Origin of the sequence: Methanobacterium sp. SMA-27 (assembly GCF_000744455.1) — an archaeon.
Lineage (GTDB): Archaea > Methanobacteriota > Methanobacteria > Methanobacteriales > Methanobacteriaceae > Methanobacterium_B.
The window spans coordinates 1924724-1945000 of sequence record NZ_JQLY01000001.1 but is presented as its reverse complement, the minus strand read 5'-3'; the positions used below and the strand labels follow the sequence as shown (position 1 = coordinate 1945000).

Below are 20277 nucleotides of genomic sequence, written 5' to 3'. Positions count from 1 at the left end.
GTTGTGATGAAATTCTAATTCCCCTCATTGTTAACATCTTCATACCCTTGAATGTCAGGGGAAGTACGCGACCATAACTACGTATATCTCGTTCTGCCTGTCGAAAATGCCCTCCAACAGAACAATTACATTCTTTCTCAAGACAGCAACGACCTTTTGGAAGGGAAAGTGGTGCATCTATTATAATTAGTGACGGTTCCAGTTTATCTGCCAGTTTTAAAATCTCTTTGTCAGTATGAATGGTGGATAAACTAAATTTATCCCCATCTAAAATGCAGATACCCGTTTCATTTTCTTCTTTACCAGCTAGGTCTATACCTAATATTCTCATTTTCATAAACCTTCGGATAATTTATTTATTTTGATCATTTCTTAGGAGTAACATATTTAAATTAAAAAAAGTGAAATTAAAATTTTTCTAAAACTTGTCTGTAAATATTCTTCAACTTATTATCATCTGATTTTTCATACATTCTTCTTAATATTAATTCCGGAGTACTCCTTGCAAAATAATCCATACGAGGTGTTCTATCAACTATGAGATTGTAATTTTCATCCAAACCTTTAGCTTCTATTCCATCCACTCGGACATCTGTATATTTCAATATTTCGCGGGCCATATGGGTTACAATCACTGCAAGGGAATTGGAATCACTTATGAAATCCATGAAACTGGATATGATTTTTACAGCTGCTTCAAGTTCGGTTATGGCTTCTAATTCATCTAATAATATTAATTTGTCAGTATCTAGAGTAACTATGGGCATAAAAGTTCTTAAAAATGATTCGAATGCGCCGGCATCTAAGGAACGTTTTTTTGAGAAAAAATAAACTTCATCTACTATTTTAACACGAGCTTTACTTGCACATACAGGAAGTCCCATCTGTGACATTATACAAATTTGGGCTATTGTTTCTAGAAGAGTTGTTTTACCTCCACTATTTGCTCCTGTTAAGAGCACAACATTATTCGGGGATTCGAGTGTGTAATCAATTTTTTGAACTTCTATACTATTTTCTAGTGCAAGATTTAGATGTATTCCATTGTGGAAACTGAATCCATTTCCAAGTTCGGGCGGATTTAGATTATAGTAATGTGCAAAACAGCCGAGTGCAAATTCATAGTCAAAGAGTAAAATCTCATGTATTTCTTCTTCCACTATTGGTTTCATAGTTGAGAGTGTTTGAGCTGCTTTCACATTTTCTTCATGTGCATTTACATATTTTTTGGATATTTCCTGCTTTTTGATCCTTTCAAGTTCTTCATTATCAATTTCAATTGGATATTTCTGTATGAAAGGATCAAAGGAGCATCCAGTATTTTCACGAACTTCTTTTCTTGCTTCGGTTATAACTTCATCGAATATTTCTTGTATCTTTTTAGGCATATCCTCGTTTAAAAGGTCTAATATTTCATCGCCTTTGAGATCTACTTTTTTAATTGCTTCTTTAAGTTTTAAATCCGCTTTACGTTTGGATGTTTCCACTGCATCTTCAAAAATTGTTTCATCTATATCATCGGATTCCAATGAATCTATAATTTCAATAACATCTCCTAGAATAGAATCCTGCCCTAATATTTCTTTTATTTTAAGGGCGTTTTTTATTATAGGATAATTTTTTTTGTAATATGACAAAATAACTTCTGGAACAATCTCATACATTTCTGATGAGTTATTTACCATTGCAATGTTCTGGGATTCAAACTCCATTAAGCCCTCGCTATATACATAAACAATGAATTCAAAGTCTTCAGGGTTTTCAAGTTCATCTCCAGTTATAATTGGGCAGTAACTGTTAAGACCCATGTCTATAAGTTGGTGATAATCATCCCGTGTCTCAACCAATATTGCATTTGAAGGATCATACAATGGTTTTGGTTCTTCCAGGGAATCTATTTTTTTAAGTAAAGATCTTAAGTCATCTAATGGTAGTTTGCCCACAAAATGCTTGGCTTTCATAACAAAATCAATGTTTTCCATGATGCTCTTTTGATTTTTAAGCGGACTCATTAGAAGTATCCTATTTTCACAGTACTTGGTATTGGCGAACTTAAGGATCCTCTCTATTATATCATCATATATTTGAACAGCCTGATCAGTTTTCAGAAATTCTTTACTGGGATTGCCTAGGATAGTGTTTATTATTTGAATTGCTTTTTTCTGACTTACTCCTTCTATACTTGTGATACGGTCTACTTCGTAGTTTTGAACTGCTTCAATAAATTCTTTCTCACTGCCAAAGTTTGAAAGTATTTTATCTGCCTGACGACTGCCTATCCCTTTTATTTTCTTTAAATCCAAGCTACCACCGTTTTTATAAAATTCTTTATCTCTTGATAATTTATACTATTCTTATCCCATGTATAAATGATTTTAGAGTCCATATGATAAGTTTGATTCTTCTTTATGAACTTTATTATTTCATTGTATTAGTTAGATTAATTTTTGTATATTTAATGGAATCTTTTTAATATTTTAAATGATTTTTTATCTAATATCGGTGAATATATTGAATTTATATCAAACTATTTAACTATATTTTTAAATTCTAATTGGAAACTTTTAATTTTAAATAAGATCAATTATTTCTACTTATAAAGGAAACATAATTTTGGAATAATTAGGAATTGATAGGAGAGAACATGGATTTTTTATTATATATAGTTGCATTGCTTTTTACAGGAGCATTAGTTGGTTTTACCTCAGGGCTACTAGGTGTGGGTGGAGGTTTCATAATGGTCCCTGTTCAGTTCTTTCTACTTACATCGTTGGGAATAGATCCAACTACTGCAATCAGAGTTGCTTTTGGAACTAGCTTGGCTGTGATTCTACCCACTGCAATTAGCGGGACAATTGGTCACAAGCGTAGAGGTGCAGTGTTAACAGAACCAACTGTATTTATAGGAATTTCGGGAATAATTGCCGCATTTATTGGGGGAACCCTTGCATCTAACATTCCGGGGGAGTATTTAAAAATAATTTTTGGAGTTTTAGTTTTAGTTGCAGCTACATGGATGTTAGTAGCTAAGTATCCGGAACATGGTTCTGAACCAAAAAAAGGAATTTTAAAATATTTAATAATTGGTTTTATAGCAGGTATTCTTTCAGGACTTCTAGGTATAGGTGGAGGGGTTGTATTGGTTCCAATTTTATCTATACTAATGGGGTTCAGTATGCATCGTGCTGTTGGGACATCAACAGCAGTTTTAATCTTCACATCTTTGGGGGGAATTATTGCATATACGTTAAATGGTGTAAATATAAGTGGACTGCCTCCTTATTCCATCGGATATGTCAATTTAATACAGTTGATAACACTGAGCATTATAACAGTTCCTATGGCTCAACTTGGTGTAAATGCATCTCATAAGATTCCTGAAAGAGAATTAAGATATTTATACATTGCAGTTATGTTCTTCATAGGTTTAAAGATGATAGGTATATTCAGCTGGGTAGGTATTCCATTATAACTAAAAATAATAAATCATGGATTATCTATGATTTATTAATCTAAAAGACGCATGATTCTAGAAAGTGGTGGTGTTGGATCGGAAGATTCCCACGATGCAGATGAAGCAAGTTCCAGATAATTATCAAATTTTTTCAGTGAATTGATGTTATTTTTAAGGAAGCTTCTGGTATCAACAGCAAAATGTTCATTTTTATAACATGGATTCAGTTCCATTGCCTTTTCATAACAAGTCTTTGCTTCTGGAACTTTTCCAATTTCAAAGAATATTATTCCAATATCTAACCATAATTCTGGGTGATTGGGATCAAAATTTAAAATCTGATTGTAACAAGCTGCTGCCTTCTGTAATCTTCCCATGGTGTAGTATATAAGTCCCAAGTGTTTCCAGGCATCAATGAAATCGGGATAGATATAAAGAGCTTTATCATAATATGTTAGTGCATTTTCAATTTTCCCAAGGTCATAGTATAAATTTCCGATATTGAAATATATATATGCATCGTCTAGATCTTCCATTTCAACAGGTAAAATTTCTTCATTAACAGTTTTAACCAGTATTTTGTTTTCGAATTCTTTGATTTCCATTTGTTTTTGTGTTTTTTCTATTTGTTTTGCTATATTAGTGGGGTATTGGATGTTATGTTCGTTTAGAAGCTTTTTTAAATGGGTTATATGATCCTTTGGTTCTGGATAAATTTTAATAAGAATTTCTAAGTAATCTCCAATGGTTTCTGGTTTTTGGATCATTAATTTTTCTCTGAACTCCAAGTATTCCTGGTTTTTTATTTCCTCTTGTATAAGCCAGATTAAATCATCCAAAGAAAATTCCATTTTTTTATAGGTTAATAGTTCTCTGAATTTCTGCACATTACCTAATTCGTAGTTGGGCAGTGATTTTTTTACAAATGCTTCTATATAAATATATTTTCCATTTGCAATCATCAAATCCCTATTTTCTTTCAATTCCTTCATTCGAAACCCTTTAAGAATTGAGGGAGAAGCATTTTCAACAAAGTTTTGTGTATCATTGGCTAATATTTTGTTTTCGAATTCTTTGATTTCCTGTTGTTTTTGTGTTTTTTCTATTTGTTCTGCTAGATTGTTGTTGTGTGGGATGTTGTGTTTATTCAAAAGCTTTTTTAATTGGTCTATATGATCCATTGGTTCGGGATAATCTTTTATTAGAATTTCTAGATAATCTGTCAATTCATTTGGTTTTTGACCCATAATTGTTTTTTTAAATTCTAAGTAATCCTGATTTTTTATTTCTTCTTTAATGAGTGAGAGCATTTCTTCATCAGAAAATTCCAAGCCTTTGTATTGAAGTAACTCACGGAGATTTCGGATATCTGTAAATTCATAATCATAACGTGATTTTCTAATAAACCCATCAATGTAATTGTATCGTGAATTTTTTATAAAATTTTCAATGTATACATGATAACCCTTTTTTGTAAGTTCTGCCCTTTTAGCGTCCATATCAGATATTTCAGTTGGAACTAATTTCTCGATAATTTGTTCATCATCGTTTAAATTTAGAATTTCTTCTTTCAAATCTTGATCTAACTGATTATTATCCTGGGTTGATGATTTAATTTCATTTTGTAATATATTTTTTTCAATAACATTCAATTCTCTTATATGGTTAAGTGCAATAATGGCTTTATCATTTAAGTCGCGATCTTCACCCTTCAAATCATGGATAAATGGATCCACAACAATCCTTCCAAGTGCTGTTATTGCTTCTTCTTGTATGGTTTTATCTGGGTCTTGGAGTGTTTGTATGAGGGGTTCTGTTGCTTGTGTGTCTCCTATTTTGCCTAGTGCTTCTGCTGATCTCCATCTGATTCCTAGTTGTGGGCTGTTGAGAGTTTGTATGAGTGATGGTACTGCTTTTTTGTCTCCGATCCTTCCAAGTGCTGTTATTGCTTCTTCTTGTATGGTTTTATCTGGGTCTTGGAGCGATTGCATTATGTGTTCTGTAGCACGGTGGTCTCCTATTCTTTCAAGAGCCATCAGAGCTTCTTTGCGTATATTCTCATCATTATCATTCAATGCATCGATTAAACCATCAATATCTTCTTTATCTTTCATCTCATCTATCCTATTTTTTAAGAGATTGAACACACGCATTTTTATCACCAAAGCTTTGACCAAACAGGAATATTTAATAAAAAATTTCGTATCATAATTCTTATATTTTAAACATTTTTTTTTGAATTAGTAATTAATCACTTAAATTTCAAGATAAACCTTATAATAATTCCTATACTTTCATATATTATTTATTCCACTATTAATTAAAAATTTCTCATTAAAAAAAATCAAAATAAGTAACACAATTTTTTCAATCATTAATCAAAATTTAATAATTTTATCCAGAAATCTCATAAAAAACTATTTTATTCAATAGCTAAATGTATATATTAAAACTTTTACATTATACTTTTTATAGGGGTGATACAATCTTTCATGAAAAGAAAATAATAATTTAACAATTTTTCTGATGCTATTTTTTATTGGCAGTTCAGCAGCAGCTGCAAGCAATAACAATTCAAAAAATCCTCAAATCCTTTCTTCAAAGTATGTATCAAACATAGAAATAACAAAAAAAATTCATTCATCAAAAACTAAAAAAATAATACCCAAAGTGTATGTTAAAACCAGCAGAAATGGATGTTGTTCAGTACTATTACATGTTAAAAAGGGGTATGATGTATTTTCTTTTCGAAGAGATTCCACATACTCTGCAGATCTTCATTTTATCCAATTAAAATGGTATGGGAAATATGCGATCAAAGAGTATAAAACTACTAATGGCTATTTCTTTCACACAATAATAACAAGTGATGGTTGGATAGTCTCATCTGGAGGATCAGATATTCCAAGCTTGAATAAAGAACTTGAAAATTTAGCAGGGAGAACTTCAACTTCGGGCCATATAACATCTAATACAGTAAATAAAGCGTATAATATTTTGAAGAGAATGGGAATAGGACACTTTGTAATTAAATCACCAGATGATACAGTAGGTCTTGTTATATATAATGGTGGGAGTACAAAAAAGACTGTTTTTAAAATGCACGACGGACAATATGTTAGTGTACCTAATCATCCAGCATATTATAGAAATGGTCACATCTCTACATCTAATCCTGTATCATCAGCTATAAGCTTAGAAACTACAGATAGATGGGGAATTAACAGGCGTAACATAATAACCTATGCAGTAATGAAACATAAAGAAAAAGTTAGATATTCAACACTGGTTAAAATATGGGCCTCAAATTGCAGAGGTACACCAGATAATATCATATTCAACGGGCATTTAATCAAAGGAAATAGTTTGCCAAGAATTCCCAACAGAAAATATATTGGACAAGTAAATCTAAAAAATAGTAAAATAGCCAAAGACACTCGTTTCAAAAGTATTATTAAAAAAAGAATAAGTTCTGTTAGCTAATATCATTTATCTCCAAGGAAATAATTCGGTGAATTTTTATTTCTTTGTTTTTTGGGGATATTGGTATTGATATAAGTTCAAATTTCTTACTATCTAAATCTAGCTTTATTAATAAACTGTTAACTAAAATCAAAAATTGATCTAATTAATAGATTTTTTTATTTTTAAAGAATGAATTCTGTAGGTTAAGGAATTTTTAAACTATTCTTACTCTTTAATACCTTTTAAAAAGTTTCCTGTTGTGATTCCACCCGTAGAAATGATTTTAATCTTAGATTTAAATCTATTCATATTTTTTCCGGAATTCTCTTTTCTATTGATATACTCCAATCCATTTTTGTAAATTGATATTATATCTCTTGAATAATAATACGTTTTAGTCCTGAGATCTACAACAATAGAATTAATACCTATTTGAGAAATTTCATGGAGATGATCAATTAAACATAGTTCTACAGAGTTTAGGATATGTGTTCGCCCTTCTAAATCAATCTTTATGGGAAAAATTTGCTTTTTTTCGTCTTGAATTCCCCAAAATTCATTTTCAATATCTTTAATATCTTTTTTTGGAACCAAAGAGAGTAAGCAATCCTTCGTAACAAGTGTATCAACATTTCCTTGAACAACCAATTCAAAATTGGTTTTCAAATCATCTAACCTTGAACTACTAATAATGTTTCTTAAATTTTCTTTAGATAGTTCTGCAGAGGGTGTAATGGTATTAAATATTCTTATAAGCTGTAAAACTGTTTGTTTATTCCAGATATTAAGACCTGCAGATCCATATATTACCAACTTAGGTGCAACTTTTTTTAATTCTTCTGCAACGCCTATATCATCAATCATGATCCCATGGAAATTTTTTGATAACTGTTTTAAAATCGTATAATATTGATTAATTTGATATTGGTGGGTTATTTGTGGCCATTTCCAAATAAATTCTGTCCTATCTTTTTTACACAATTCACAAATAAGTTTTAAAACCGAAACAACTCTTTCTATCTCTGCTTCATCTATAGGACCATCATACATTGATTTAAGATTTTTGGAATCAGAACATAAAATATTTAAATTTTTAGGGGGAACTTCGAAGTAAATTCTATTGGCCCCACTTTCCAATGCTCCTTTAACAGTATCCAGACTATCTGCATAAACTGCAAGATCTATCGGTGTATTATCATAATCAATTCCTACAAATTGTTCCATTGAGGAGGATAACAACTTTTTAATATTATTAAACCTTTCATATGCTTCTTGAACATGAGATTGAGAGGGTTTGAAACTTAATAGAAGTTCAATTTGAGATTTTTCTAGAAATTCTCTTCTGAAATTATTTAATTTACTGAGGGATATGAAAAGATCACCTGGATATTTGATGGAAACTTTTCGAAGGATGAACGGTGTTTTCCCAGTTTTTTGAAGCTGTTTTTCAATTTCTTCGGGATTTAATGGTTTATTAATCGCTTTTTCCATTTTAAACGATGATTTTAAACGAATTTTACATTTATTATCATTGAATCCTATAAACTCTCCCTCTAAATGTGCTTTTAGATCAGTGTCCCACCACATTACAATATCTATAGGAATTGAAGGACTAGGCCTATTTTTTATAATTTTATTTGCCTCATGATTTAAGGCTATTGAACGAGTAAGATACAGCTTTGAACCAGTTTTAACAGGCATTCCTACGTTTAATATTAATTTATCTCCTTTATACACTGGTGCTTTTTCTATGGCCATTCCATATGTTTTAAAAAATTTATTTGTTTTTTTAAAAGTTTTTTCATTATCGTCATTAGAATATTTGAAAACAATACCATCGCCTATTTCGAGTTTGTATTTGTTTTTAATACTTACAATTGCTGTTTGAGTTTTTTCATCATATCTTTGGACTTGTCCGATATAAAGACCCCTATTTCCCGGTGAATCACGAGCCATAACTAATTCTGCACTGTTTTCTGTTAAATATCCTCCAGTAAATTTCCGATTAAAGGCTAATTTCAATTTGGAAATATCATCAGAATTTTGCTTCCAGTTACCAGATGATATTGAGTCAAGAGCTTTCCTGTAAATATTTACAACCAATGCAACATACTCCGGAGATCTCATTCTACCTTCAATTTTCAGAGAGTTTAAATTAATTTTTGATATAATATCCAAATTTTGATACAATGCCAAGTCTCGTGTTGAAAGAAGGTATTTATCTTTAATATCTACAGGGTGAAGAGCTAATGGTTTGCCGTATTGGTCAATTTTTCCTGAAAGCAATGTATATTTTTTACGGCACGGTTGGGCACACATTCCTTTGTTCCCACTTCTGCCCCCTATAAATGAAGATAATAAGCACTGTCCGGAGTAAGAGTAACATAGTGCTCCATGGCCAAATATCTCAATTTCTATTCCCAGATATTTAGTTTTTTTTATTATTTCCTCAACCTCTAAAATTCCAAGCTCACGAGATAAAACAACCCTTTTGAAACCGAATTTTGAAGCCCATTTAACTCCAGGAACATTATGGATTGTCATTTGGGTAGAAGCATGCAGATCTAGATCAGGTACTAGTTTTTTTGCTAAACTTGCAACGCCAAGATCCTGTATTATCACTGCGTCGACACCTATTTTATAAAGCCAAAGCAAATATTCTGCAACAGATAGTAACTTTGAATCGTTTAAAAGGGTGTTTACTGTCACATAAATCTTAACACCCCTAAGTTTTGCATATTCTAAACCCTCTTCAATTTCAGGATCTGTGAAGTTAGTTGCGAATTTTCTAGCACCAAACTTTTTACCAGAAATATAAACAGCATCTGCCCCTGCATTAACTGCAGCTTTTAATGCATCTATTGACCCTGCTGGTGCCAGAAGTTCAGGTATATAATTTTTAGCCATAATTTTTCCTCAGAATTATTATTAGACCTCCGAACTGTTAAAATTTTTTAATGAAAATTAATGGATAATGATAAAAGCAAGGTCAACAAATCAAAATAAATGTTAAAAGATTCAGGTGTAATAAAATGAATGCATATTTAGAAATACTCAGGCCATTTAATGCTCTTATGGGAGTTATTGCAGTACTACTAGTGGCAATTATAGTTGGAAATTTCACAATTTACGTACCCATAGCTTGTTTTATTGTTTTCATATTTACTGGGGCAGGAAATGTTATTAATGATTATGTTGACCACAACATAGATGCCATAAATAAACCTGAAAGACCCATACCCTCTGGAAGAATTTCTTTAAAAACAGCTGCAATTTACTCTATTACATTATTCATAATATCCACAATTATGGCAGTTATAATTGGTCCTATTCCTGGAATTATCGTAGTTTTAAGTGCCATTTTAATGTTTTTATATGCATACCGTCTCAAAAAATCACTTTTAATAGGAAATTTAAGCATTGCATTTTTAACAGGTCTATGTTTTGTTTTTGCAGGTGTTGTCTTAGATGCAGTTATCATTTCAATACTTCTGGGATTTTTTGCCTTCCTCATGACAATGGCTAGAGAAATTGTTAAAGACATGGAAGACGTTGAAGGAGATAGTGCAGAAGGGGCTAAAACTTTCCCAATTCAATTTGGGATGCGTGCTTCATCTATTTTAGCAGCATTTTTTATGATTTTGGCGAGCATAGCAAGTCCGGCACTTTATTTCATAGGTATTTTTAAAGTAATCTATTTAATCGTTCTAATATTTGCAATTGGGCTTTTCATTGCATGTGCAGTTTCCATATTGCAGAATCAGTCAATAGAAAATACTAGAACAGTTTCAAAAAGAATTAAAATCGGTATGGCAATTGTTTTCATTGCATTTGCATTGGGATCACCAATTATACCAAACATAATACACATGATATATTAAAATTTGAATAAATTTTAAACTCAGTTAATTTCCAATAAAACTATAAATAGTGATATTTATGGATATCAAACTAAAATCAATAGGAATAATAAACTCTCCTTACAAACTAAAGAACGATTCACCTAGGCAAGGTCGATATTCGGATGAAACCAGTATTATCACGGTTTTCAACGAGTTCGTAGACGGACTTGAAGGTTTAAAGAATTATAAATATTTAATAATTTTATATTGGCAAGATAGGGCAGAAAGGGATAAATTAAAAGTTTTTCCTCATGGAAAGACAGAAAAAAGGGGAGTTTTTTCAACAAGAGCTCCTGTACGGCCAAATCCCATTGGATTTTGTTTGGTTGAACTTTTAAATATAAACAAAAATAAATTAACTGTTAAATGGTTAGATGCATTGGATGAATCTCCTCTTATTGATATCAAACCCTTTTGGAACGAATTAGATTCGATTTGATGAAAGAGTAGATTTTAATCTTAATTTATTCCAATAGATATTCTATATATGAGAACTAACTGCATCTATTGTATGTTTTCGTTTCCTTTTTTGTAGAGGAATAAAAAGTGATATTATCAAACCAATAAATAATACGAAACTCACAATATTAAATGCAAATTTCATGGTGTTGACCTTTTGAATCGTAAGCATTTCCTGTTTTTCATCAATATCACCAGGATTTTCAATTTCTAATTTTTCAAATAATTGATGAACGCCTGTAATTTTCTCAGTGCTTGAAACTGCCGCCTGATTGTTGAAAACCAGACCTAGACCACTAAAACTTCCTAATATCAATACTACCCCCAATACTGCAGTTCCAAGAGATGAACCAAGATTTATACCTGTGTTCATAATTCCTGACGCATCTGGTTGTTGGTCACGTTTGGCAACAGAGAATATAACGTTAGCTGAGTGGGGAAAGACTATTCCCATACCTACTCCAAGAAGGAATATGCCTGGAAACATGTCCAATATTGTGGTATAATAATTGAATATTAAACTAAGATAAAGACTACCACTAAGAGCTGCTGCTGCGCCAATTGCAAGGATATAACGGGGTTGTATTCTTGTTGAAAGTTTTCCTGCTGCAGAGGACATTATGAAAATTGCAACACTCATGGGGATCAATGATAAACCGGTTGTCAGAGGATCTGCGCCCAGAACGCCCTGGACATAAACAGGAATAACAAATAAAACACCACCTATTGTGAAGTTCATTATTAACCTTGCAATATTTGCAAGAGTAAAACCACGATCTTTAAACAGGGAAACATCAACTAAAGGTTCTTTATTCTGTTTCATCCTACTTTTCTGATTAAAGTAAAAAATTATCATTAGAATTATTCCAATAACAATTGGGTATGGGGCAATATTCCAAGTTTGTGGATCGTTAAGCAATAAAATACCTATAACAAAGAGAAATATTCCTACAGATGAATTAACAGCACCAACTAAATTTAAATCTCCCCACTTCATTGTAAGAGGAAATCTTGTTATCTCCCTTGAAAATAGGACAATAATAATTATTACAATTAACTCCAATCCAAATGCATATCTCCACGTGTAATATGTTGTTAAAAAACCACCAATAATTGGACCTACTGTTCCTGCACCAGAGGCCATTGAACTAGTAATTCCAAGCGCGAATGCCCTTCTTTCGCCATCATAACTTCCAGAGATGATGGAAGTTGTTGCAGGCATCATGAGTGCTGCTCCAATTCCCTCGAGTATTGACCAGCCAAACAGTAACATATAACTATTAATACTGAGCGCAGCTATTATGGTTCCAATACCATAGATTGTAGCTCCAGTAAGAAATGTTCTTTTTCTCCCAAGTATATTCTGTAAACGTCCACCAATCAACATTAAACTTGCCATGGTTAAGGAATATGTAGCAATAATTATCTGGATCATCCCAATATTCGTATTCAAATCTCTTATAAGGGACGATATGGCCACATTCATGAATGTTTTATCAATAACAATCGTGAAAATTGAAAGAGTTACAATTATAAGAGTTAACCACCCTCTTTGAGTATTCAATTCTTGATCCAAAAATTCACATCCAAAACATTTTGAAAGTTGAAATTGTAAAATGACTGTAAGATCAGTAGACAATTATAACAAATTTTCAAATTAGAGTTAATTATTATATTTACAATTATTTCACATAATATTTTCTAAATAATGAGAATTTCAAGTTAAAATAGCAAACAAATAAATCTAAAGATTAAAAATAATTATAAATAATCAAAACCAAGGGAAGTTTAATAATGTCTAAAAAAGAGGAAGATTTTGTAGAAAATTTAAATTTATCAAGGGATATATCATCTGAATTTGCTATAGCAGAAAAGATCATAAGAACATCAGCGAAGGGACGAAAATACATTGATATAACTCTGGTTGATAGAACTGGTCAGATGGATGGCCGAATGTTTCCCCATCCTATAGAAGTTGACTCGGTTCATGCCTCAATAAAACTGGGCAGTGTTTGTAAAATAATAGGGAGAATTAGTGAATTTCCAAGTGATTCTGGAAAGTTCAACATGGTTATAAATGTGTTAACGGAATTAGATGATGATGAATATCAACTTGAAGATTTTGTAATGGCATCCGAAAACAATACAGATGATTTAGTTGGTGAGATCAGGAGAATTATAAAAGATATGAAAGATCCTCACCTAAAAAATCTTTTAAAATCCTTTTTCTGCGACAAAAATTTCACAGAACTCTTCTATAAAGCACCTGCAGCTATTGTACACCATCATAATTATGTGGGTGGCCTTTTAGATCATACAGTTGAAGTTCTCAAGATAAGCAGAACAGCATGTGAGATATTTCCTGATCTCAATCAAGATTTACTATTCTGTGGTGTGTTATTACATGATATTGGAAAGATAACAACTTATACCTATGGAAATGGGCCTATTAGTATTTCGGAAGAAGGAGAACTACTTGATCATACATATATTTCTTGTGAAATGGTTAAAGAAAAAATGGAAAAACTAGATACACCCAAAGAACTTTCAAATCAAATTATTCACATGATATTGAGCCACCATGGACCAGTTAGTCTTGGATGGGGGTCTTCAATTGATCCTAAAACACCAGAAGCCAAAACTCTCCATTACTCTGACGATATGGATGCTAAGATTAAAGAAACCTTTCAAAGATAATAAAATATTTTTTTTAGAATCTATTAATTTTCATATATCTTTATTTTGGATTGAATTTCAGAAATAGGTGTAATAATTATAAAAAAAAATTGGATTTATACTAAATTTTATCTAAATATGCCTCATAACTTTTCATTATAATTTATGATAAGACATACACTTCAAGTGTAAAAAAGAACACTTAATGCATAAAATTTTTCATTATAAAAACCATTATCATTTGTGTTAATTATAAATGAAAATATAATAAAATTTGATCACAATACAAAATTTAAAAAAAATTAAAGTAAAATACAACAAATATAACAATTGAAATTTAACGAGGATTAATTACAATTGAATTATCATTTACTATCTTAATACAAGATAGTTGTGCAATATACCTTAACTAGGGAAACCAAAAAATGTTCTTCGGAGAGTTTTTAGAAACTCGGGGATAATTGTTAAACTAAATTATAATAGAATGATAATAATTTTAGGTTCTAGTAATCATAAATCCAAGGTATTTAGATTTTAAGGAGTTTAATTGAATGGACAAGAAAATTATAATATTACTTGTAATACTAATTGCTGCTGCTGCTATTTTCGCTGCTTTCGAGTTACAAAAAGATAGAACTGTTAAACTGAGTGGTGTAGAGATTAAGAATTATCAAGGTCAGAAACTGTCATCTGTAAATGATTTTCGTGAAAATTCCATAAAAGGCCCACAGTTTATTAATATAACAAATTATCATTTAGAAGTAACTGGTTTAGTACAAAATCCAAGAAATTATACCTATGATGAAGTTTTGAACCATACCTCCTATGAAAAGGTTGTAAAATTAGACTGTGTTGAAGGGTGGGACGTAACAATATTATGGCAAGGACTTCTTGTATCTGACCTTTTGAATGAAGCAAAACCCTTACCAAACGGAAATACGGTCATATTTTATGCATACGATAATTACACCACTTCATTTCCAATTAGTTATCTTAACAATAACCAGATACTACTGGCTTATAAAATGAATAATGTAACTATTCCACCTGAGAGAGGATTCCCATTTATGCTTGTTGCAGAGAGTAAATGGGGTTATAAATGGATAAAATGGGTTACAAAAATCGAAGTATCCAACAACTCTACATACAAAGGCTACTGGGAAAGTAGAGGATATTCTGATATTGGGGATATTAACCAAAGCTATTTAGGGGGTTGATCAACTCGTTGAAGATAAACAAATTAAAGAATACATTTCATCTTAGGAATACTCACCCATAGTTGTAAATAATTCAATATTGGATACTGCTTTTTTATTTATGAGATAATGTTTTATTATCTAAACAATCAAGAATTTTATTTATCTCCAATTGTGCTTGTTCAATTTTTCTTCCAGTATTAATGATATGCCAGTTTTTTGCTAGCTCAATAGCTTTGCCCCTTACTTTAATAAGGTCATTTAAGTTTTCAAACATTTCGTGTTCATTTCGTTTTAACAGCCTATTAAGGAGTTCATCAGGTTCAACATCTAGAAAGAACATGTAGTTTGAAGTTGGAAGTATCGTTGAAAAGAACATGTATAACAATTTAGCAATAGGGAAGGGGAGATATGCAACTCCCATCAAATATCGTACCATTATAACAGTTTCAGCTTTTCCATGATATTTTCGAACAGATCTTAAAACATCAAGTGCATAGTACATAGATGCTTTTATATGATTAATTTTTCCATGACCTAAAAGTGCTTTTTTAGCATTAATCCCATAGGCGTTATCTTTTGATGGATGTGTACGTACAATAACTTTTTCCCCCTTTGCAAGATAATATTCTTGAATTAAATTCGCATGGGTATCTTTTCCTGAACCATCCAATCCATCTACTATTATAAAACGCATTTATCTACCTCATTTATTATGATAATTTTACAGAAACAGAGTATACCTATTAAAATCCAATCAATGTTAATAGTAAATATGTACCAACTGCAGAGAAACATGCAGTAATATTGTCAAATCCTTTAGGTGTTATCCCTTCAAATATTGTTGCTACCAATGCCACTACCGGTATAATGGCCATAGTTGATATGGAAACATTGTAATATACCAGTACTATTTCCAACATTGCTATTAGTACTAAAAACATTGCAATTGAACCTTCAAAGCTTTTTCTATCACCAAATATTTTGTATTTATGTTTGCCAAAATTTTCACCAACTAATGCAGCCATACCCTCCCCATAAGACATTGCAACTATTCCAACTGCAATTATCCATGGTTGATTAAAGAAGAAGAATGCTAGAATAGTCCAAGATATTGAATAATAAACAAGTCCAAGTCCATGTCCCGAAGAAGATATCTGGTCATTCAGTTTAATTGGAGAATAAGGGCTCATTAAAAATGTTAAAAATATGAATGGGGCGGCAGCAAGAAAAGTTATTATAAATTGACTCGTGAAAAGGGGTAATATGAAAATTACATTTCCAACCATTATATGAAGGAATTTTCTGCTAAATGTTGGATACTTTTTCAAAAATCTTTCAGATATAATCAGTAATATGGCTATGTAACCGTAGACTAATATCAGCCCAATAATGTCATTCGATATCATGTCATTTATGAAGTTCTATTATGTATAAGAGAATTTGGATTTGATTCGGGGTATGTTAGTTTCAAAAATGTCAAAAAATCTTACAATTACATCAAATTTAGATTTTAGAGAATGAAGTTTCAATATTGTATTTTTTTTCAGATTTGACTCAGAGTAACAGCTTATAAATGGTTATAATACTAAATTTAGAATTAATAATTAGGAGATATTGTGTTATGTACATATGTTTAGAAGGAATTGATGGATCAGGCAAGTCAACACAAATAGAATTACTTATGAATTGGCTTAATGAATGTGGGCATGAAATATTAAGGGTTTTTGAACCAACAGATTCTCAAGCAGGTAGGTTAATACGTAAGATGCTTCAAAATCCAAATGCAACTAATGAAAACTTCCAGAAAACACTTGCACTCCTTTTTGCAGCGGATAGAATTATTTTAATGGAAAAAATACAAGAAGCTGAAGACGAAGGCAAAATAGTTTTAAGCGATAGATGTTTTTACTCAAGCATTGTTTATCAAAATGGAGCAGAATGGATTAAGGAGATAAATAAATTTGCAAAAAAGCCAGATATAGTTTTGTTAATGGATATAGAACCTGAAACGGCCATTTCACGATGTGAAGGCAAGGATAGATTTGAAGATGTTTATTTCTTAAAAAAAATTAGGAATAGATATCTTGAACTTGCAGATAAAGAAGATTTTATGGTTGTCAATGCGAATAACGGTTTAAACAAAGTTCACGACGATATAAAAAGAGTTATAGCCCATAAGTTGGGCATGTGCATCTGAGAATAAAATTAATAAATAAAAGTAAAAAGAACTATTTTTCTTTTATATTATCTTTTTCAAGTTCTTGAATTCTCTCATTTAATGCTTTTACAATATAATCACGTGCATCTTCAAGATTTTTAATTTCTCCCTGAAAAACAGGTCCTGCATCTGTCTGTTTGACCTCTAAATTATAATTTTCCATTACATTAGCAATAATCTGCCCTGTAACACCTGGTGGAATCCTCATCTCAAATTTTTCAACTTTCTCTTCTGCCATTTATTTTCCCTCCAAGATTATAATCATTATTATATTATTCTATCAAATTACTAACTCTATTTAAGGTATTCTCTTACAGGTTCCAAAATTTCTATTAAACGTTTTGAAACAGAATTTTTCAGATCAAGTGGATGAAGTTCTTCCTTACTGTACATATCCAAAAGCTCATTGTAACTAATTTCAAGGTTTCCCCCAAATTTGTCGGGTCTTTCTATCAGAAGTGTTTTATCTTCTGAAAATATGAAATGGTTAGCTATTTCAATTACAGGATTTCCCTCAACAATTCCAAGCGGACAGTAACTCTTCTGGAGCTTCATTCTAATAACATCTGGTTTATCATCAATTGCAATATAATTTTCTTTACTAGAAGACATTTTATCCGAGCCATCTGTTCCATGCAGTAGTGGTGTATGTATACATACTGGTGCTTCATAGCCCATTCTGGGTAAACTTTCCCTTGCAAGCATATGAATTTTCCTTTGTTCCATGCCTCCAAGTGCAAGATCAACTTCAAGAAATATCATATCAAGAACTTGCATAAGTGGATATATTACTTCTGCTACCTTATGATCTTTACTGTCCCTTGTTATCTGGGCCATACTCCGTTTTGCACGTGTTAAAGTTGTTGAAAGTGCAAGTTCGTATACTTTGTATGTATAATCCTCTTTTGTCTGGTAACTTGAACCAAATATGAACTCTGTATCTTCAGACAATCCCAAAGCTCTGAAACATTTTATATTGTACTTTGATATTTCTTCAATTTCCTCAAGACTTCCTTTACCATTCAGGTATGCATGAAGATCAGCTAGAAGGATTTTAACCTTGAAACCTACATTTTGAAGGTCTATCATTTTTTTCACAGTGATTGCATGGCCTAAATGAACGTTTCCTGATGGTTCGTATCCGATGTAGGCTATTGGTCTATCTTTATTGAGTTTTTCTTTGAGTTCTTCTTCTGTCACCACTTCGAGTGTGCCATTCTTAATGTTTTCCATCTTAGAGTCAAGGTCCATATTATCACCATGATTGATCTTTAAATAAATGTTAAAATATAGTATTTAGAATTAAACTGATTATCTAGTTTAGACTATAAAAGCATTTTTAGTTGGCATTATTTTTATATTTCCCAAGGATATACAGAATTCCTTCAATTTCAAGAACTTTAACTTCATTTCCAATTTCTAAGTCTGATATCTTATCATTAATCTCTATATCTACTGGTTGGTAAGTTTCAGGGTGAAGTATTTGTATAAATTTAGGTGTTTTAGATGTGATACTGGTTATTTTAATATCTGAACTTCTAGCAATAACTTTAATCTTGTTGTATTCCTTCCACATAACCGACCAAATATTGGAGGATTCAAGATCCTTAAGAAGAATTTTTCTCCCGTCAAAACCTTTAACCTGTCCTATATGGTCTTCATATTTTATGAAATCGCCTTGTTTGAAATTAGGTAATCTTATAGATATCCATATCCTGTACAGATCTTTTCCACGGGATTTGTCCCTTCCAACTAAACGTGGTGATTCCTGCACAACTCCACCCATAACATCCTTAATAGCACTTGAAAGTTTTCTTGCAGCTTTATAAGAACCAACATAATAATCTACACCTTCTTTAATAACCGATACGTCTGAAATATATGCCATTCTATTTTTAACAGATAATGCGCCAGTTTTTGTCCTTATTATGTCGTCAATGGTTTGAAGTTCATCTGAAGAAGGAAATCTTTTATCTGCACGGATCTGAATAACAGATTCAAAATAGCCAGAAGCATACCTACTACAATCAGGGCACATACTCCTCTTTATTTTAACATTTACTCGATGATCCTCAGATACATTTATACCCATAACAGTTCCATTTGCATGAACTATGCATTCATAGTTGGAACCTTTGACAGTTAATATGTCTACTGATAACTCTAAATTATCAACATAATTGGGTGTTTCCAAGTTTTCTATTACTGCTATTTTAACAAGATCTTCTTCTGTAAGTTCAGAATCTTCCCATTTTATGCCTTTTAAGAGAGAATTGCAGTGTGCACAGATAGTTATTTCAACATCAGAGGGGATGCTTATGAGCTGAGCTTCTTTTACAAAACAAGACTTGCAGATCCCCTTGTATAAATCTTCATCTTCGCTACCACATCTTGGACAGAACATTGTTACACTTTTAAATTTAATTAGAATTTTATTATTAAAATTTATAAATAAAATAAAAAAAGAAGAAGCTTTTAACTTCTTTAAAGGGTTTTTAAAGGTGCTTTGGCACCACAGGCCTCACATTTAAGTATGAAAATCCTATCTTCTCTTATTATCTTTGTATCTGGCCTGTTACACTCATGACACATTATGAAACGTTTAACATAGTCTTCTATCTTATCATTAATAAGGTAATGTGTGAACTTACCTTGAAGAATAGCTCTTGTACCTTCAAGATTCCCTGCAGTTCCAAGTTCCCTTAAAAGAAACTTTAATACATGTTGAGGGTCTCTGTTGAGGGCTTCTGTTACCTCTGTGAAGTTCTGTATCATTGTCCTGTTTCCCTGAATCATGGAATAAGCATTTGGTACATTAAACCTCTTAGTTTCTTCCACCTTTTTAGGGAGCTGTTCAATTGCTCTGTCAAGTAATTCATTATAATCAGCCATTTTATTACCTCC

General features: G+C 31.5%; 18 protein-coding genes (1 of these 18 running past the window's edge). 7 read left to right on the top strand and 11 right to left on the bottom strand.

Annotated elements, in window-relative coordinates:
* On the bottom strand, nucleotides 1–331 hold the 5' portion of the coding sequence (locus DL91_RS09725; RefSeq protein WP_048192696.1) for a DUF429 domain-containing protein. 257 nt of this gene lie to the left of the window's left edge; only the first 331 of its 588 coding nucleotides appear in the window; it begins with the start codon at nucleotides 329–331; its stop codon lies off the left edge, out of view.
* Between the two features lie 76 nt (nucleotides 332–407).
* Nucleotides 408–2303: a helix-hairpin-helix domain-containing protein gene (locus tag DL91_RS09720; protein ID WP_048191364.1), complete on the bottom strand. Its 1896-nt coding sequence runs from the start codon at nucleotides 2301–2303 to the stop codon at nucleotides 408–410.
* A gap of 341 nt (nucleotides 2304–2644) precedes the next feature.
* Between DL91_RS09720 and DL91_RS09715 the strand changes: the two genes are divergently transcribed.
* Nucleotides 2645–3472, top strand: a complete 828-nt coding sequence (locus DL91_RS09715) for a sulfite exporter TauE/SafE family protein (protein ID WP_048191362.1) — start codon at nucleotides 2645–2647, stop codon at nucleotides 3470–3472.
* 35 nt (nucleotides 3473–3507) lie between these two features.
* On the opposite strand, the gene DL91_RS12960 is transcribed toward DL91_RS09715, so the two are convergent.
* The gene (locus DL91_RS12960; protein WP_052374360.1) at nucleotides 3508–5607 is read right to left on the bottom strand and encodes a HEAT repeat domain-containing protein; all 2100 of its coding nucleotides are present in this window, start codon (nucleotides 5605–5607) and stop codon (nucleotides 3508–3510) included.
* A 373-nt stretch (nucleotides 5608–5980) separates the two neighbouring features.
* On the opposite strand from DL91_RS12960, the gene DL91_RS09705 reads away from it, so the two are divergent.
* Nucleotides 5981–6937, top strand: coding sequence for a hypothetical protein (locus DL91_RS09705; RefSeq protein WP_052374358.1), 957 nt, complete (start codon nucleotides 5981–5983; stop codon nucleotides 6935–6937).
* Between the two features lie 207 nt (nucleotides 6938–7144).
* Here the strand turns inward: DL91_RS09705 and DL91_RS09700 are convergent, their stop codons facing one another.
* Complete coding sequence (locus DL91_RS09700) at nucleotides 7145–9826, bottom strand: DUF3656 domain-containing protein (RefSeq protein ID WP_048191360.1); 2682 nt, start codon at nucleotides 9824–9826, stop codon at nucleotides 7145–7147.
* 125 nt (nucleotides 9827–9951) lie between these two features.
* Between DL91_RS09700 and DL91_RS09695 the strand changes: the two genes are divergently transcribed.
* Entirely contained in the window at nucleotides 9952–10800 is an 849-nt protein-coding gene (locus tag DL91_RS09695) for a UbiA family prenyltransferase (RefSeq protein WP_048191359.1), read from the top strand.
* A gap of 58 nt (nucleotides 10801–10858) precedes the next feature.
* Nucleotides 10859–11260: a tRNA (N6-threonylcarbamoyladenosine(37)-N6)-methyltransferase TrmO gene (gene tsaA / locus DL91_RS09690; RefSeq protein ID WP_048191357.1), complete on the top strand. Its 402-nt coding sequence runs from the start codon at nucleotides 10859–10861 to the stop codon at nucleotides 11258–11260.
* A gap of 42 nt (nucleotides 11261–11302) precedes the next feature.
* On the opposite strand, the gene DL91_RS09685 is transcribed toward tsaA, so the two are convergent.
* Nucleotides 11303–12856, bottom strand: coding sequence for an MFS transporter (locus DL91_RS09685; RefSeq protein WP_048191356.1), 1554 nt, complete (start codon nucleotides 12854–12856; stop codon nucleotides 11303–11305).
* A gap of 218 nt (nucleotides 12857–13074) precedes the next feature.
* Between DL91_RS09685 and DL91_RS09680 the strand changes: the two genes are divergently transcribed.
* Nucleotides 13075–13977, top strand: a complete 903-nt coding sequence (locus tag DL91_RS09680; protein ID WP_048191354.1) for a 3'-5' exoribonuclease YhaM family protein — start codon at nucleotides 13075–13077, stop codon at nucleotides 13975–13977.
* A 530-nt stretch (nucleotides 13978–14507) separates the two neighbouring features.
* Nucleotides 14508–15173 carry a molybdopterin-dependent oxidoreductase gene (locus DL91_RS09675; RefSeq protein WP_048191352.1) on the top strand — a complete coding sequence of 222 codons (666 nt, stop codon included), beginning with the start codon at nucleotides 14508–14510 and terminating at the stop codon, nucleotides 15171–15173.
* A 94-nt stretch (nucleotides 15174–15267) separates the two neighbouring features.
* On the opposite strand, the gene DL91_RS09670 is transcribed toward DL91_RS09675, so the two are convergent.
* Nucleotides 15268–15849, bottom strand: coding sequence for a thymidylate kinase (locus DL91_RS09670; protein WP_048191350.1), 582 nt, complete (start codon nucleotides 15847–15849; stop codon nucleotides 15268–15270).
* Nucleotides 15850–15898: 49 nt separating this feature from the next.
* Nucleotides 15899–16561 carry a diacylglycerol/polyprenol kinase family protein gene (locus DL91_RS09665; RefSeq protein ID WP_048191348.1) on the bottom strand — a complete coding sequence of 221 codons (663 nt, stop codon included), beginning with the start codon at nucleotides 16559–16561 and terminating at the stop codon, nucleotides 15899–15901.
* Between the two features lie 215 nt (nucleotides 16562–16776).
* Here DL91_RS09665 and tmk point away from each other — a divergent pair, with 215 nt between their 5' ends.
* On the top strand, nucleotides 16777–17352 hold the full coding sequence (gene tmk, locus DL91_RS09660) for a dTMP kinase (protein ID WP_048191347.1): 576 nt from the start codon (nucleotides 16777–16779) through the stop codon (nucleotides 17350–17352).
* A gap of 31 nt (nucleotides 17353–17383) precedes the next feature.
* Here the strand turns inward: tmk and DL91_RS09655 are convergent, their stop codons facing one another.
* The 4 genes from DL91_RS09655 to DL91_RS09640 form a co-directional block, all read right to left on the bottom strand.
* Nucleotides 17384–17611, bottom strand: a complete 228-nt coding sequence (locus tag DL91_RS09655) for a hypothetical protein (RefSeq protein WP_048191345.1) — start codon at nucleotides 17609–17611, stop codon at nucleotides 17384–17386.
* A 56-nt stretch (nucleotides 17612–17667) separates the two neighbouring features.
* Nucleotides 17668–18624: a tyrosine--tRNA ligase gene (locus DL91_RS09650; protein ID WP_048191344.1), complete on the bottom strand. Its 957-nt coding sequence runs from the start codon at nucleotides 18622–18624 to the stop codon at nucleotides 17668–17670.
* Nucleotides 18625–18712: 88 nt separating this feature from the next.
* Nucleotides 18713–19777, bottom strand: a complete 1065-nt coding sequence (locus DL91_RS09645; protein ID WP_048191343.1) for a 60S ribosomal export protein NMD3 — start codon at nucleotides 19775–19777, stop codon at nucleotides 18713–18715.
* 80 nt (nucleotides 19778–19857) lie between these two features.
* Entirely contained in the window at nucleotides 19858–20265 is a 408-nt protein-coding gene (locus tag DL91_RS09640) for a translation initiation factor IF-2 subunit beta (protein WP_048191342.1), read from the bottom strand.
* Nucleotides 20266–20277 lie beyond the last annotated feature (12 nt).

Coding starts and splice junctions, on each gene's coding strand:
- tsaA (WP_048191357.1), top strand. CDS start 10,859: ATGGATATCAAACTAAAATCAATAGGAATAATAAACTCTCCTTACAAA.
- DL91_RS12960 (WP_052374360.1), bottom strand. CDS start 5,607: ATGCGTGTGTTCAATCTCTTAAAAAATAGGATAGATGAGATGAAAGAT.
- DL91_RS09695 (WP_048191359.1), top strand. CDS start 9,952: ATGAATGCATATTTAGAAATACTCAGGCCATTTAATGCTCTTATGGGA.
- DL91_RS09640 (WP_048191342.1), bottom strand. CDS start 20,265: ATGGCTGATTATAATGAATTACTTGACAGAGCAATTGAACAGCTCCCT.
- DL91_RS09680 (WP_048191354.1), top strand. CDS start 13,075: ATGTCTAAAAAAGAGGAAGATTTTGTAGAAAATTTAAATTTATCAAGG.
- tmk (WP_048191347.1), top strand. CDS start 16,777: ATGTACATATGTTTAGAAGGAATTGATGGATCAGGCAAGTCAACACAA.
- DL91_RS09650 (WP_048191344.1), bottom strand. CDS start 18,624: ATGGACCTTGACTCTAAGATGGAAAACATTAAGAATGGCACACTCGAA.
- DL91_RS09655 (WP_048191345.1), bottom strand. CDS start 17,611: ATGGCAGAAGAGAAAGTTGAAAAATTTGAGATGAGGATTCCACCAGGT.
- DL91_RS09645 (WP_048191343.1), bottom strand. CDS start 19,777: ATGTTCTGTCCAAGATGTGGTAGCGAAGATGAAGATTTATACAAGGGG.
- DL91_RS09675 (WP_048191352.1), top strand. CDS start 14,508: ATGGACAAGAAAATTATAATATTACTTGTAATACTAATTGCTGCTGCT.
- DL91_RS09670 (WP_048191350.1), bottom strand. CDS start 15,849: ATGCGTTTTATAATAGTAGATGGATTGGATGGTTCAGGAAAAGATACC.
- DL91_RS09705 (WP_052374358.1), top strand. CDS start 5,981: ATGCTATTTTTTATTGGCAGTTCAGCAGCAGCTGCAAGCAATAACAAT.
- DL91_RS09700 (WP_048191360.1), bottom strand. CDS start 9,826: ATGGCTAAAAATTATATACCTGAACTTCTGGCACCAGCAGGGTCAATA.
- DL91_RS09715 (WP_048191362.1), top strand. CDS start 2,645: ATGGATTTTTTATTATATATAGTTGCATTGCTTTTTACAGGAGCATTA.
- DL91_RS09665 (WP_048191348.1), bottom strand. CDS start 16,561: ATGATATCGAATGACATTATTGGGCTGATATTAGTCTACGGTTACATA.